The organism is Janthinobacterium silvisoli, from assembly GCF_014200725.1.
In the GTDB taxonomy this organism is placed as follows: Bacteria; Pseudomonadota; Gammaproteobacteria; order Burkholderiales; family Burkholderiaceae_D; genus Janthinobacterium.
The window spans coordinates 1,208,026-1,221,902 of record NZ_JACHCL010000001.1; the positions used below are offsets into that span (position 1 = coordinate 1,208,026).

16 protein-coding genes are annotated in these 13,877 nt (G+C 58.1%); 3 read left to right on the forward strand and 13 right to left on the reverse strand.

What is annotated here, in order from left to right; all coding sequences use genetic code 11:
* The first annotated feature begins 83 nt into the window (after positions 1-83).
* Both HDE75_RS05420 and HDE75_RS05425 read left to right on the forward strand, forming a co-directional pair.
* Entirely contained in the window at positions 84-974 is an 891-nt protein-coding gene (locus HDE75_RS05420; RefSeq protein WP_183675877.1) for an MBL fold metallo-hydrolase, read from the forward strand.
* 88 nt (positions 975-1,062) lie between these two features.
* Positions 1,063-1,233: a hypothetical protein gene (locus tag HDE75_RS05425; protein WP_183675876.1), complete on the forward strand. Its 171-nt coding sequence runs from the start codon at positions 1,063-1,065 to the stop codon at positions 1,231-1,233.
* Between the two features lie 63 nt (positions 1,234-1,296).
* Here the strand turns inward: HDE75_RS05425 and HDE75_RS05430 are convergent, their stop codons facing one another.
* The 7 genes from HDE75_RS05430 to rpsF form a co-directional block, all read right to left on the reverse strand.
* Positions 1,297-2,307, reverse strand: coding sequence for an inorganic phosphate transporter (locus HDE75_RS05430; protein WP_183675875.1), 1,011 nt, complete (start codon positions 2,305-2,307; stop codon positions 1,297-1,299).
* A gap of 44 nt (positions 2,308-2,351) precedes the next feature.
* Positions 2,352-2,978 (reverse strand): DUF47 domain-containing protein, encoded by a 627-nt coding sequence (locus HDE75_RS05435; protein WP_183675874.1) that lies wholly within the window; start codon positions 2,976-2,978, stop codon positions 2,352-2,354.
* Positions 2,979-3,074: 96 nt separating this feature from the next.
* Entirely contained in the window at positions 3,075-4,460 is a 1,386-nt protein-coding gene (locus tag HDE75_RS05440) for a replicative DNA helicase (RefSeq protein ID WP_034750488.1), read from the reverse strand.
* A gap of 146 nt (positions 4,461-4,606) precedes the next feature.
* Entirely contained in the window at positions 4,607-5,062 is a 456-nt protein-coding gene (gene rplI / locus HDE75_RS05445) for a 50S ribosomal protein L9 (RefSeq protein ID WP_183675873.1), read from the reverse strand.
* Positions 5,063-5,089: 27 nt separating this feature from the next.
* Complete coding sequence (gene rpsR / locus HDE75_RS05450) at positions 5,090-5,380, reverse strand: 30S ribosomal protein S18 (protein ID WP_010400024.1); 291 nt, start codon at positions 5,378-5,380, stop codon at positions 5,090-5,092.
* A gap of 1 nt (position 5,381) precedes the next feature.
* Positions 5,382-5,705, reverse strand: a complete 324-nt coding sequence (gene priB, locus HDE75_RS05455) for a primosomal replication protein N (protein WP_183676622.1) — start codon at positions 5,703-5,705, stop codon at positions 5,382-5,384.
* An 18-nt stretch (positions 5,706-5,723) separates the two neighbouring features.
* Positions 5,724-6,110, reverse strand: coding sequence for a 30S ribosomal protein S6 (rpsF, locus tag HDE75_RS05460; protein WP_183675872.1), 387 nt, complete (start codon positions 6,108-6,110; stop codon positions 5,724-5,726).
* Between the two features lie 253 nt (positions 6,111-6,363).
* Here rpsF and lexA point away from each other — a divergent pair, with 253 nt between their 5' ends.
* Positions 6,364-7,002, forward strand: coding sequence for a transcriptional repressor LexA (lexA, locus tag HDE75_RS05465; protein ID WP_183675871.1), 639 nt, complete (start codon positions 6,364-6,366; stop codon positions 7,000-7,002).
* Positions 7,003-7,065: 63 nt separating this feature from the next.
* On the opposite strand, the gene HDE75_RS05470 is transcribed toward lexA, so the two are convergent.
* From HDE75_RS05470 to accD, 6 genes are all read right to left on the reverse strand, one after another.
* Positions 7,066-8,307 carry a cystathionine gamma-synthase family protein gene (locus HDE75_RS05470; RefSeq protein WP_183675870.1) on the reverse strand — a complete coding sequence of 414 codons (1,242 nt, stop codon included), beginning with the start codon at positions 8,305-8,307 and terminating at the stop codon, positions 7,066-7,068.
* 44 nt (positions 8,308-8,351) lie between these two features.
* Positions 8,352-9,875, reverse strand: a complete 1,524-nt coding sequence (gene purF / locus HDE75_RS05475) for an amidophosphoribosyltransferase (RefSeq protein ID WP_183675869.1) — start codon at positions 9,873-9,875, stop codon at positions 8,352-8,354.
* A gap of 38 nt (positions 9,876-9,913) precedes the next feature.
* Complete coding sequence (locus tag HDE75_RS05480) at positions 9,914-10,402, reverse strand: CvpA family protein (RefSeq protein ID WP_183675868.1); 489 nt, start codon at positions 10,400-10,402, stop codon at positions 9,914-9,916.
* Between the two features lie 41 nt (positions 10,403-10,443).
* The gene (locus HDE75_RS05485) at positions 10,444-11,442 is read right to left on the reverse strand and encodes an SPOR domain-containing protein (RefSeq protein WP_183675867.1); all 999 of its coding nucleotides are present in this window, start codon (positions 11,440-11,442) and stop codon (positions 10,444-10,446) included.
* A gap of 24 nt (positions 11,443-11,466) precedes the next feature.
* Positions 11,467-12,765, reverse strand: a complete 1,299-nt coding sequence (gene folC, locus HDE75_RS05490) for a bifunctional tetrahydrofolate synthase/dihydrofolate synthase (protein ID WP_183675866.1) — start codon at positions 12,763-12,765, stop codon at positions 11,467-11,469.
* A gap of 114 nt (positions 12,766-12,879) precedes the next feature.
* Positions 12,880-13,752, reverse strand: coding sequence for an acetyl-CoA carboxylase, carboxyltransferase subunit beta (accD, locus tag HDE75_RS05495; RefSeq protein ID WP_183675865.1), 873 nt, complete (start codon positions 13,750-13,752; stop codon positions 12,880-12,882).
* Positions 13,753-13,877 lie beyond the last annotated feature (125 nt).

A 13,877-nucleotide genomic window follows, 5' to 3' on the forward strand; every position in this document is an offset into this window, starting at 1 on the left:
GTGTCGCAGCATAAATAAATATTGGCTTTGACCATATTGATTAGAATAGAATCAACAGTCATTACACAGTAACAAGGTATTGCATGAAATTCACGTTCAGGGGCGTCCGCGGCTCTATCCCCTCCCCTGGCCCCCTTACGGCACGCTATGGCGGCAATACCACTTGCATCGAGGTACGCAGCGATGACGATGATCTGATCATCCTCGACGCTGGCAGCGGCATCTTTTCATTGGCACAACAGTTACCGGCTGGCCAGCGCGTCGATGCGCACATCTTCATCACGCACAGCCACTGGGACCACATCCACGGCCTGCCCATGTTTACGCCACTGTTCGTGGCCGGCAACCGGGTGCGCCTGCATGGCGCGCTCGACACCGTCAGCGGACGCGGCATCGAACATGTGATGGCGGTGCAATTGCAAAGCAGTTACTTTCCCGTCAGCGAAGCGGCCATGGCGGCCAGCATCGAATACCGCACCATCGCCGAACACGACACCGTCATGGTCGGCCAGGCGCGCGTGCGCGGCGTGCAGATGAACCACCCGGTCGTCAACCTGGGCTACCGCATCGACTGCGCAGGCGTTTCGCTATTCTTCAGCGGCGACCATGAACCGTTCTACAACCCCTACCCGCCCGGTCACGTTGACCACGCCGTCTGCGCTAGCCACAACGCTACCCGCCAGGCACGCATCGAGACCATGGTGGCCGGCGTTGACGCCCTGATCATGGATTGCTCGTATACGCGCGAGGAATACCCGGACAAACAGGGCTGGGGCCACGGCACGTTCGACGCCGCATTCGAGCTGGCCCTGCGCTGCGGCGCCCGCCGCCTGTACTGCACCCACCACGAACCGACCCGCAGCGATGACCAGCTGGAAGCCGTGTTCGCTGATGTGCAGGCCCGCTATCAGGATAGAGTGAACGGCTTGCAAGTGTTTTTGGCGTATGAGGGATTGACGGTGGCGCTGGCTTAGGCTGTTGCAGCCGCACTATGTTGCACAGCGAACGGTGCGCTTCATCGCGGCACGGCATGATGAAGACTCATTCTTCAAGGAGAGCGCCATGAGCAAGACCAACGACACGCCGCGCGAACAGCAACAGCAGGAACACCTGCAAGCCGAGCAGGAAGCCAACAAGATCCGCCAGCAAGCCGAGCAGGATAAAGGCGCGATCCGCCAGAACGATGGCCTGAAGAAACATCAGGGCGGCGACAAGGGACCGCGCGGGCAGTAAGCAGGCAGCACAGACAAAAAAAGGGAGCCCGTGGGCTCCCTTTTCATTGATGCTGAACGTTCATTACATGATGTGATGACCGATCCACCATGCAATCGCAGCAACAAACGCGGAGGCAGGAATCGTGAATATCCAGGCCCAGACGATATTGCCTGCCACGCCCCAGCGGACGGCGGACATTTTTTGCGAGGAGCCGACGCCGACGATGGCGCCCGTGATCGTGTGCGTGGTCGACACGGGGATGCCCAGCGCGGTCGACAGGAACAGCGTAATGGCGCCGCCCGTTTCAGCGCAGAAGCCGCCGACTGGTTTCAACTTGGTGATCTTCTGGCCCATGGTCTTGACGATGCGCCAGCCGCCGAACAGCGTGCCGAAGCTGATGGCCGTGTAGCACGAAATGATCACCCACAGTGGTGGCATGGAATCGGCGGCGCTCGAGTAGCCGGCGGCGATCAGCAGCATCCAGATGATGCCGATGGTTTTTTGCGCATCGTTGCCGCCGTGGCCCAGGCTATAGGCTGCAGCCGAAAACAATTGCAGGCGGCGGAACCATTTATCGACCTTGCGCGGCGTCGAGCGCACGAACACCCATGACACGATCAGCATCATGATGGAGCCGAAGATAAAGCCCAGCAAAGGCGAGATGACGATGAAGGCCACGGTTTTCCACAGGCCGGCCGAGACCAGCGCGCCCGTGCCCGACTTGGCGACAGCGGCGCCCACCAGGCCGCCAATCAGCGCGTGCGAGGACGACGAGGGAATCCCGTAGTACCAGGTAAACAGGTTCCAGAAGATGGCGCCCATCAGCGCGCCGAAAATCACGTACTGGTCGACCACGGTCGGGTCGATCGTGCCCTTGCCCACCGTGGCGGCCACGGTCAGCTGGTGAAAAATGAAAATGGCGACAAAGTTGAAGGTCGCGGCCATGGCAACGGCCGTCTGCGGTTTCAATACGCCCGTCGAGACCACCGTCGCAATCGCGTTGGCGGCATCGTGGAAACCGTTCATGAAGTCAAACAGCAGCGCCAAGGCGATCAACAGGCCTAGCACGTAGATGCTGATTTGTATGGTCATTGTTTATATTCTTTTCTGATTCTGGTTCAGGACATGCCCAACGCTTACGCGTTTTCGACGATGATGCCTTCGATGATATTGGACACATCTTCGCAACGGTCGGTCACGGTTTCCAGAATTTCGTAGATCGCTTTCAGCTTGATCAGGTTGCGCACGTCCGGTTCGTCGCGGAACAGCTTGGACATGGCGGCGCGCATCACGTGGTCGGCGTCCGATTCCAGGCGGTCGATTTCTTCGCAGATGGCGACGATCTTGCGTGAGTTATCCATATTGTGCAGCAGGGCAACGGCGTCGCGCACTTTCTCGGTACAGGCCAGCACCAGTTCAGCCAGGCGCTTGGCTTCCGGCGTGACGGCTTTCAAGTCATACAGGGAAACGGTCTGGGCGGCATCTTCCAGCAAGTCCAGGATGTCGTCCTGGCGCGTGATCAGCTGGTGAATGTCATCGCGGTCGATCGGCGTGATGAAGGTCTTGTGCAGCATTTCCACGGTGGCGTAGGTGACTTTGTCCGCCTGTTTCTCAATGCTTTCGATCGCATGTACGCGGTTTTCCAGGTCATCGAAATTGGTCATCAGGCCAAGCATCTCTTTTGCGCCTTTAACGCACAGTTCTGCGTGCTGGTTAAACAATTCAAAAAACTTGCCCTCAGTGGGCATCAAGCGTCCAAACATGTCATTCTCCGTTAAGCATTGAGTCGTGTTATTTACTACAGAAAGCCGCCCCCGTTTTGCGGGGGCGGCCAATGGAATTAGCAGTGCTGCTCTGTGTTAGTCGCCCTGGTACAGCGCCAGGCCACCACTGTAATTGCCAAATTTGGTGTACTGCCCCATGAAGGTGAGGCGGATGCTGCCGATCGGGCCGTTACGCTGTTTGCCGATAATGATTTCGGCAGTGCCCTTGTCGGGCGAGTCGGGGTTGTAGACTTCGTCGCGGTAAATGAACAGGATCACGTCGGCATCCTGCTCAATAGCGCCCGATTCACGCAAGTCCGACATCACGGGACGTTTATTCGGGCGTTGCTCCAGCGAGCGGTTCAGCTGGGACAGCGCGATCACGGGGCAACCGAGCTCTTTCGCCAGCCCTTTCAAGCCCCGCGAAATCTCGGAAATCTCGGTCGCGCGATTGTCGCCAGGGGTATTGGCCGACATCAGTTGCAAGTAGTCGACGATGATCAGGCCCAGCTTGCCGCATTGACGCGACAGCCGGCGTGAACGGGCGCGCAACTCGATCGAGTTCAGCGCCGGCGTTTCATCGATGTATAACTGGGCGTCATTCATCTTTTGAATCGCATTGGTCAGGCGCGGCCAGTCTTCATCGTTCAGGCGGCCAGTCCGCAGACGATGCTGGTCGAGCTGGCCGACGGAACCGAGCATACGCATGGCCAGCTGGGCGCCGCCCATCTCCATCGAGAATACGGCGACCGGCAAGCCGCTGTCGATGGCCACGTTTTCGCCGATATTGACGGAAAACGCCGTTTTACCCATCGAAGGACGGCCGGCCACGATCACCAGGTCACCCGGTTGCAAACCCGAAGTCATGCGGTCGAGGTCGATGAAACCAGTCGGCACGCCGGTGATTTCACTTTGATTGTCACGGCTGTAGAGTTCGTCGATGCGCTCGACCACCTGTGTCAGCAGCGGCTGGATCGCGGTCCAGCCCTGGGCGCCGCGGGCGCCCTCTTCGGCGATGGCGAAAATCTTCGATTCCGCCTCGTCCAGCATTTGCTTGACTTCCTTGCCTTGCGGGCTGAAAGCCGTGCCCGAGATATCGTCGGCCACCGTGATGAGTTTGCGCAGCACGCCGCGGTCGCGCACGATCTCGGCATAACGCCGGATATTCGCGGCCGATGGCGTGTTTTGCGCCATGGCGTTCAGGTAAGCGAGTCCGCCCACATCATCGGCCTTGCCGAGCTGGGTCAGGGTTTCAAAGACAGTAATGACATCGGCTGGCTTGGAAGCGTTCACCATCTTGACGATTTGCTCGAAGATGATGCGATGGTCATAGCGATAGAAATCCTCCGCATGCATGAAGTCGGCAATGCGGTCGTACGCAGCATTGTCGCGCAGTAGGCCGCCGATGACGGATTGTTCTGCTTCGATCGAATGCGGCGGAATACGGAGGGAATCCAGTTGTGGATCTGAGGGGGCGTTCATGGCGCGAATTATACCTGCTTCGGCGTCAAGGCAAAAAAAAAGGGCTAAAAATCAGCGAAAAATACATGAAAAAAAGGCGACAAAAAAGCCGGGCGAACCCGGCTTTTCATGATGCGGCCACGCTTGCGGGCCAGGCCCGCAGACGATTACGCGTTCGCGTCAGCGACGACAGCGATAACAACTTCAACCACGACGTCGGTGTGCAGAGCAACCGAAACGTTGTGCTCGCCAACAACTTTCAGCGGGCCGGTAGGCATACGGATTTGTGCTTTTTCAACAGCAAAACCTTGCTTGGTCAGCGCTTCAGCGATGTCGAAGTTGGTGACGGAACCGAACAGACGGCCATCAACACCAGCTTTTTGAGCAACTTGAACGGTCAGGCCGTTCAGTTTTTCGCCTTGAGCTTGCGATGCAGCCAGTTTGGCAGCAGCAGCTTTTTCCAGTTCAGCGCGCTTGACTTCGAATTCAGCCACAGCGGTAGCCGTAGCACGACGTGCCAGGCGTTGTGGGATCAGGAAGTTACGTGCATAACCGTCTTTAACTTTGACGACTTCGCCGAGATTACCGACGTTAACAACTTTTTCTAACAGAATGATTTGCATAGTTCTTCTCCAGGGATATCTGACCGATTAAGCGTGGTGCAGATCGGTGTATGGCAGCAGCGCGAGGAAGCGTGCGCGCTTGATTGCGGTGTCAACTTGGCGCTGGTAGTGCGCTTTGGTACCGGTCAGGCGTGCTGGCATGATCTTGCCATTTTCCTGGACGAAATCTTTCAGCGTATCGACGTCTTTGTAGTCGACTTGTTCAACGTGTGCTGCGGTGAAGCGGCAGAACTTCTTACGTTTGAACAATGGGTTTTGCTGTTTGCGTTTTTCTTTAAGCTTGAGCTTATTTTTGTCGAACTTTTTACCGAATGCCATGTCAGGCTCCTGTATCTAAAAATGCGCTAGTCAGTGTGACTGCACTAAAATCAATGATGTGAAACACCAAACTCTTGCTGTTGCGGCTTTTCCTGGCCAGGAAACCTGTGAACTGATACACACCACCCAAGCTTGCCTGGTTAAACCTGCCTGAGATTTCGCCAGCGGCTAGCGCGGCAATGTCAAACTCGGTCAAACGGGCAATACCAGCCTCCATTTGCTGCGAACTGTGTTGCAATACTGCATTCACAATCGGCAAGCCTGCCGGGGTATAGCGCAATGTTTCGCGCTCGGCAATGATGGCGGTAACTTGTAGCTGGTTCAGCGCAGGTCCTGTCAAAAATTAAGCGGCGACGGCTGGAGCAGCTGCTGGTGCTTCGGTGCGGTGGCTTTTGGCCGCGTCTTCGCGTTGTACCGATTTCATCATCGGCGAAGGAGCTGTTTCAGCTTTCTTCATTTTAACGGTCAGGTGACGCAACACGGCATCATTGAATTTGAATGCTGTTTCCAACTCGACCAGGGTCTCGTTGTCGCATTCGATGTTCAGGCAGATGTAGTGTGCTTTAGGCAGTTTTTGGATCGAGTAAGCCATTTGACGGCGGCCCCAATCTTCCACGCGGTGTACCGACCCGCCGCGGGTGGTTACGCTGGCTTTGTAGCGTTCGATCATCGCGGGCACTTGCTCGCTTTGGTCCGGATGGACGATAAAGACTATTTCATAATGACGCATGCAAACTCCTTCAGGTCGGATTGATAATCGCCCACCTCGGCGTCAAGACGAGTGTGGGAAGGTCAGCCGAAGATTATAACCGCTATTTGCGAACTATTCAATGATTCCCTGTTTTGCGCCTGCCAGCACTGCCGTGCAGGCAGTTTTACTGGAAAATCGGTCAAAAAGCCTGAAATACACTTGCATAGTCGGCGATACTGTACAAAAATACAGACTGTTCATATAGACAGCATTTCACGATGCCCCCACCCCCATGATCAAGCTGACAGCACGACAAGAACAAATCCTGAACCTGATCAAGGACGCGATTGAAAACACGGGCTTTCCACCGACCCGCGCCGAAATCGCCAACGAACTGGGTTTCAAATCGGCCAATGCGGCCGAAGAGCATTTACAAGCGCTGGCGCGCAAAGGCGCCATCGAGATTTCGCCCGGCACCTCGCGCGGCATCCGCCTGACAGGCGCCACCACCAGCGAGCCAGCGCCGATCAAAGTGCCAGCCGCCTTGCTGATGTCCTTGCCGCTAATCGGCCGGGTAGCCGCTGGCTCGCCCATCCTGGCAGAAGAAAACCTGGAAGCGAGCTACAACGTCGACCCGGCCCTGTTTTCGGCCAAACCCGACTTCCTGCTGAAAGTGCGCGGCTGGTCCATGCGCGACGCCGGCATCATGGATGGCGACTTGTTGGCGGTAAAAAAGATCGATAGCGCCAAGAACGGCCAGATCGTCGTGGCCCGCATCGGCGACGAAGTCACCGTCAAGCGCTACAAGAAGACGGGTTCCGTGATCGAACTGTTCCCGGAAAACCCGGACTTCAAGGTGATTACCGTCTCGCCCGAAGATGAGTTTGCGCTCGAAGGTTTAGCGGTGGGCCTCATGCGTAGCTGGCATTAAGCCTTGCAAAGACAAAGGGCCGCACAGCATTGCTGTGCGGCCCTTTTTTATAGTCTGGGCGTTTTATACGTCCAGCGCCTGGCTGAAGTCTTCCAATAAGTCGGCCTCATCTTCGATACCGACCGACACGCGGATCAAGGACTCGGCGATGCCCATGCTGGCGCGGCGTTCGGCGCCCATTTCATAGAAAATCGTGTGGGCGACGGGTATCACCAGGGTGCGCGTGTCACCCAGGTTGCTGGCGGGAATGGCCAGATTCAGGCGATTGAGGAAGTCGAAGCAATCGATGCCGTCTTTCAGCTCAAAACTGAACAGCGATCCATAGCTGCGAAACAGCTCGCTGGCGATGCCATGCTGGGGATGCGAAGGCAAACCGGGGTAATGCACGGCCGCCACGCGGGGGTCGGCGGCCAGCATGGTCGCCAATGCCAGCGCGTTCGAGCAGGTGCGGTCCATGCGCAAGGCCATGGTTTCGGCGCCCACGGCGATGTGGTGGGCCGCTTCCGGGCCCAGCGAAGCACCGAAGTCGCGCAAGGCCTTGGCGCGGATTTGCGCGATGCCCCACTGGGCGGGCGCCGCCTTTTTATAATTTTCAAAAATATTCGGGTACTGCGTCCAGTCAAATACGCCCGTGTCCGTCAAGCTGCCGCCCAGCGCATTGCCATGGCCGCCGATCGATTTGGTCAGCGCATTGACTACCAGGCCCGCACCCACCGATTTCGGACGGAACAGGTATGGCGTGGTCATGGTGTTGTCAACCACGTACAAGATGCCCTTTTCACGGCACAGGTCGCCGATTTTCTTCAGGTCGGCGATCTGCGTACGCGGGTTGGCGATGGTTTCCACAAACACGATGCGCGTGGCGGGCGTAATCGCGGCCGCCACGTTGGCCACATCGGTAGCGTCGACAAACGCCACTTCTATGCCCTGCCCCGTGACGGTTTGCCACAGGCTGTTGGTATTGCCAAATAAAAAGGCCGACGACACCACCTGGTCGCCGGCGCGCAGCAACGATTGCACGATGGCGCCGATGGCGCCCATGCCGGTGGCGAAACACAGGGTCGCCAGGCCATCTTCCATCTTGTTGACCTTGTCTTCCAGCGCGGAGACAGTCGGATTGCCCTGGCGGCCATAACGGAAGCCTGGCTCCTTGCCCTGGAACACGGACGCCAGCTGGCGCGCATCGCTATAACCAAAGGCAACAGAAGTGTGCACGGGCTTGTGCAGCGAACCGTGCTCGATGCCCTTGCGGCGGTCGTTATGCAAGATGGTGGTGGTGAAGCCGTAGTTTTTTTTATTGGTCATGATTGCAAAGAAAAAAAAGCCCGGCGCGCAGGCCGGGCAGAGTATTACGCTTCCGTCGTCGCCAGGTTCAGGTTCAGCTGGGAACGGGGGGTGTCTTCGGGCGCTGCCGCCTTCGGATGGTGGCGCGCGTATTCCAGGCGGTCCAGGTATTCCTGTGACACGTCGCCCGTCACGTAGACGCCATCGAAGCACGACGCTTCAAAGTTGGTCAGGGCTGGGTTGACGTCGGCAATCGCCTGCTTCAATGCATCGATATCCTGGTAGACCAGGTAATCGGCCGTGATTTCGCGGCATACTTCTTCCGTGGTGCGACCGTAGGCGATCAGCTCGTCGCGGGTCGGCATGTCGATGCCGTACACATTCGGGAAGATCACCGGTGGCGCTGCCGAGGCAAAGATCACTTTCTTGGCGCCCGCTTCGCGTGCCATCTGCACGATTTCACGGCTAGTGGTGCCGCGCACGATGGAGTCGTCGACCAGCAATACCACTTTATCCTTGAATTCGGAGGGAATCGCGTTCAGCTTCTGGCGCACGGATTTCTTGCGCGCCGCCTGCCCTGGCATGATGAAGGTACGGCCGATGTAGCGGTTCTTGATGAAACCTTCGCGGTATTCGATGTTCAGCGCCAGGGCCAGCTGGATGGCGGCCGGACGCGAAGAATCGGGAATCGGCATGACCACGTCGATGCCGCCTTCAGGCAGTTCGCGACGGATCTTTTCAGCCAGGTACTCACCCATTTTCAGGCGCGTGGCGTAGACGGAAGCGCCGTCGATCACGGAATCGGGGCGGGCCAGGTAGACGAATTCGAAGACGCAAGGGTTCAGGCTGGCGTTGTCGGCGCACTGGGCGCTGTGCAATTGCTTGTCTGCATCGATGAAAACGGCTTCGCCTGGGGCGATATCGCGCACGAAGCGGAAGCCCATGCCTTCCAGGGCCACGGATTCGGAAGCGATCAGGTATTCGATGCCTTGCTCCGTTTCATTGATGCCCAGGCACAATGGACGGATGCCATGCGGGTCGCGGAAGGCCAGCAAGCCCACGCCGGCGATTTGCGCGACGGCAGCGTAGCCGCCTTTGACGCGGCGGTTCAGCACGGTCACGGCCTTGAAGATCGCTTCCGGATCCAGCATCAGGCCGGTGGTAGCTTTCTGGATTTCATGGGCCAGCACGTTCAGCAGCACTTCCGAATCGGAATCGGTATTGATGTGGCGGCGGTCGTTCTTGAACATTTCCTGCTTCAACTGTTCCCAGTTGGTCAGGTTGCCATTGTGCGCCAGGGTGATGCCGAACGGCGCATTCACATAAAACGGCTGTGCTTCCTCTTCGCTCGACGAGCCGGCCGTCGGGTAGCGACAGTGGCCGATGCCGGAATTGCCTTGCAACGAACGCATGTTGCGCGTACGGAAGACGTCACGCACCAAGCCATTGGCTTTGTGCATGGAAAACATACTGCTGTGATTGGTCGCAATCCCTGCCGCGTCCTGACCGCGATGTTGCAGAAGCAACAATGCATCATAGAGCAATTGATTGACAGGTTGATGGGAAACGACGCCGACGATGCCACACATGGTGTGCTCCTAAACTGTGCTACTGATTTTAAAAAAATTCAAAATTTCACATGCTGCGCGTAAGCGACAGGCAGATAAGGCTTGACGGAGCGCGCGCCCTGTTCGGCGAGCGGACTGAGCAACGCGTTTTTCCAGAACGGCTGCTGGGGAATGGAGGTCATGCCACACAAGATGACGACGGTCAGCACAATCACAAGGCCGCGCGCCACACCGAACAGGCTGCCCAGGGTGCGGTCGGCCAGGCTCAGGCCCGTGACCTTGACCAAGGCATCGACCGTCATGCCCAGCAATCCCATCAGGATGCGCACGCCGATAAACAGCACCACAAAGGCCAGCAGCAAGCGGATGGCTTCGCCTGGAACGGCTTCAGGCAGGAATTTTGCCAGGGTCGCACCATAGGCGTTGGCAATCACAAACGCCACCACCCAGCTGACCAGCGACAGCATTTCCTTGACCAGGCCGCGCATCGTGCTGATCAGCACCGATGTCACCAGCACAAACAGCACCAGGTAATCGAAGATCGTCACGCGCGCTCAACCTTGTTGTAAAGTCACACAGGCCACAGAAATCACTGTGCTACCACGCTGCCGCCCAGGCCCAGCTTTTGCACCTTGGCAAGCGTCTTTTCCGCTTCTTCGCGGCTGCCCGACGGGCCTACGCGCACGCGGATGCGCTCGCCGGACGCGCTGGACACTTTTTGCGTATAGGAGCTGATGCCCGCATCGCGCAACTTGTCCTGCAATTCGTTGACCTTGTCTTGCGTCGCCAGCGCCGCGACCTGCACCACGAACTTGCCCGTGGCAGCGTCGTGCGGCTTGTCTTGCACCTTGGCAGCCTGGCTGACCGGTTTACCTTCCAGTATCGCCAGCGCACGCGCCGCATCGTCGCTGGACTGGGCTGGCTTGGCCGGTTTTTCCACCTTCGGCTCAGGCTTCGGTTCTGGCTTGGCTTCCGGTTTAGGTTCGGGCTTTTCGTGCTTGGGTTCCGGCTTGGGCTCTGGCTTCGGCTCAACCTTCACCGGCTTGGGTTCAGGCTTGGGTTCAATCTTCGGTTCCAGATACTCGGGCTTGGCCGGCGCAGGCGTAGCGGCCGCCAGCACAGGCGCCGGTGCCGAGACCGGCGCTGGAGTCGGCGCAGGCTTGGCCCTGGCCGGCGCTGGCGTATCGACGATTTCCTCGGACTGGTCCAGGCCCTGATCATTCGCGGCCGAGGCCTGGGTCGGCTGCGCTGGCAGTGGCGCAGGCGCAGCCGCCGGTTTGTCTTTCGACGGAATCTCGATGGCGATATCGTTGACGGGCGCCTTCGACTCGGAATCGAGCAGCATCGGCAAACCGATGGCCACGCCCAAGGCCAGGGCGACGGCCCCGATCAGGCGGCGGCGCGCGCGTTTTTTCTCTGGCAAGGCCGGGTCCGGCGCTTCCTTGCCGCCACGGCGCGAGCCGCCTCCACCTGAAGTGTTGGCGGCGCGCTTGCGGTTAGTCGCCTGGGCTTCGCCAGGGACATAAAAGCCGCTGTCTTCGCCAGAGGATTCTTGCTTGTTTTTAAATAGTTTCGAGAACAAGCCCATGCGTGATTTTCAGTCGAGTGCGTTTCAATGAAGTGAGGATTTTCGGGCCTTCATCACACCGGCAACGGTGAGGAAAGATCCAAAGACCACAATTCTATCATTCTCACCGGCCCGGCTCATTGCATTTGCAAAAGCTTGTGCAGGTTCATCGAAAATTGACACAGTATGCTCGCTGCTATCGGGTTTATCTTCCAGCAAGATCTGCACCTTGGCCGCCAGTTCCGAGGCCGTGGCTGCGCGTGGCGAAGGCAGGCCCGTCAGGCACCAATGATCGACATGTTCCGACATCGCAGCCAGTACGCCATCGATATCCTTGTCATGCATGGAGCCGAAAACCGCATAGGTATAAGGGTGGAAACCCATATTGCCCAGGTTCTGGTTCAGTGCCGAAGCGGCATGCGGGTTGTGCGCCACGTCCAGGATCACGCTGGGGCGGCCAGGCAATACCTGGAAGCGGCCCGGCAATTCCACCGTTACCAAGCCGGTGCGCACTTCTTGCGCGCCGACCGGCAATTGCAATTTCAACACTTCCAGCGCGGCCAGCACGGCGCAGGCATTCAGGATCTGGTTGGCGCCGCGCAAGCTCGGGTACGCCAGCGAATTGCGGCGCTGTTCGCGGCCGCCATAATTCCACTGCTGCTTGTCGCCCGCATAATTGAAGTCGCGTCCCATCAGCCACAGATCGGCGCCGATCGCCTCGGCATGGTCGATCAGCGACTGCGGCGGCACCGGGTCGCTGCAGATGGCAGCCTTGCCTGGACGGAAAATGCCAGCCTTTTCAAAGCCGATCGCTTCGCGCGTATCGCCCAGGAACTCCGTATGGTCGATATCGACGCTGGTGACGATGGACACGTCGGCATCGACAATGTTGACGGCGTCGAGGCGGCCGCCCAGGCCCACTTCCAGGATCACCACGTCTTGCCCTGCTTCGGCCAGCAAATGCATGATGGCCAGGGTAGTAAATTCGAAATACGTCAGCGGGATATCGCCGCGCACCGCTTCGACGGCATTGAAGCTGGCGATCAATTGCTCGTCGGTGGCCATTTCACCACCGATGCGGGCACGCTCGTTAAAATCAAGGAAGTGCGGCTTGATGTACAGGCCAACCTTGTAGCCGGCGCGCAGCAAGACCGATTCGAGCATGGCGCAGGTGGAACCCTTGCCATTGGTGCCAGCCACCATGATCACAGGGCAGGAAAACGCCAGCGCCAGGCGCTGCTTGATTTCCAGCACGCGCTCCAGGCCCATATTGATCACGGTTTCGGAATGGCGGGTTTCCAGCATGGTCAACCATGCCGGCAGAGTCGTAGGGAGGTTTTGCATAGGAGATAAGGGACGGTGAAATGATGCGCGGCGCGCAAACAGATAGTGTATCCGCTAGCGCGCCGCGATGTGGCGATCAACCAATTAAGAGTTGCTTAAAGGAACGAAATTACCTTAAGCGAGTACCTCGGCTGCCTGGTTTTGCAACAGGGCCAGCAGGCGGGCGATTTCTTCGCGCATCTTGCGGCGGTCGACGATCATGTCCACGGCACCCTTGGTGACGAGGAACTCGGAACGCTGGAAGCCTTCCGGCAATTTTTCACGCACGGTGTTTTCAATCACGCGCGGGCCCGCAAAGCCGATCAGCGCTTTTGGTTCAGCAATCACTACGTCGCCCATGAAGGCGAACGAGGCCGATACGCCGCCCATGGTCGGGTCGGTCAGCACGCTGATGAATGGCAGTTTCTTTTCGGACAACTTGGTCAGCATGGCAGTGGTCTTGGCCATCTGCATCAGGGACAGCAAGCCTTCCTGCATGCGCGCGCCACCGGTGGCGGTAATGCAAATGAACGGCACTTTCTGTTCCAGTGCGATCTGCGCGCCGCGCACGAAGCGCTCGCCGACCACGGAACCCATGGAGCCGCCCATGAATTCAAATTCGAAGCACGCCACCACGACTGGCAAGCTCATGATGGCGCCACCCATGACGACCATCGCATCCGTTTCGCCCGTGGCTTCCATGGCCGATTTCAAACGATCCGGGTATTTCTTGCTGTCTTTGAACTTCAAGGTATCGACTGGCAGGATTTCCTGACCGATTTCATAACGGCCGCCCGCGTCAAGCAGGCTGTCCAGGCGTTCACGCGCGCGGATGCGCATGTGATGGTCGCATTTCGGGCAGACATGCAGGTTCGATTCCAGATCGGTGCGGTACAGCACGGCTTCGCACGATGGGCATTTGACCCACAAGCCTTCCGGCATGGTTTTGCGCGCGGCAGCGTCAGAGCGCTGTATGCGCGGTGGCAGCAGTTTTTCCAACCAACTCATATTTTCTCCTTGGGCCATAAGCGGGACATCGGTCAATGTCCCCGGCAGACGGTAAAAGGGCGGCAAACACAGAGGGCGCCGCCCCGAATTTTATCTATTGCTTACAAATCAGTGGCCGAAGTGTA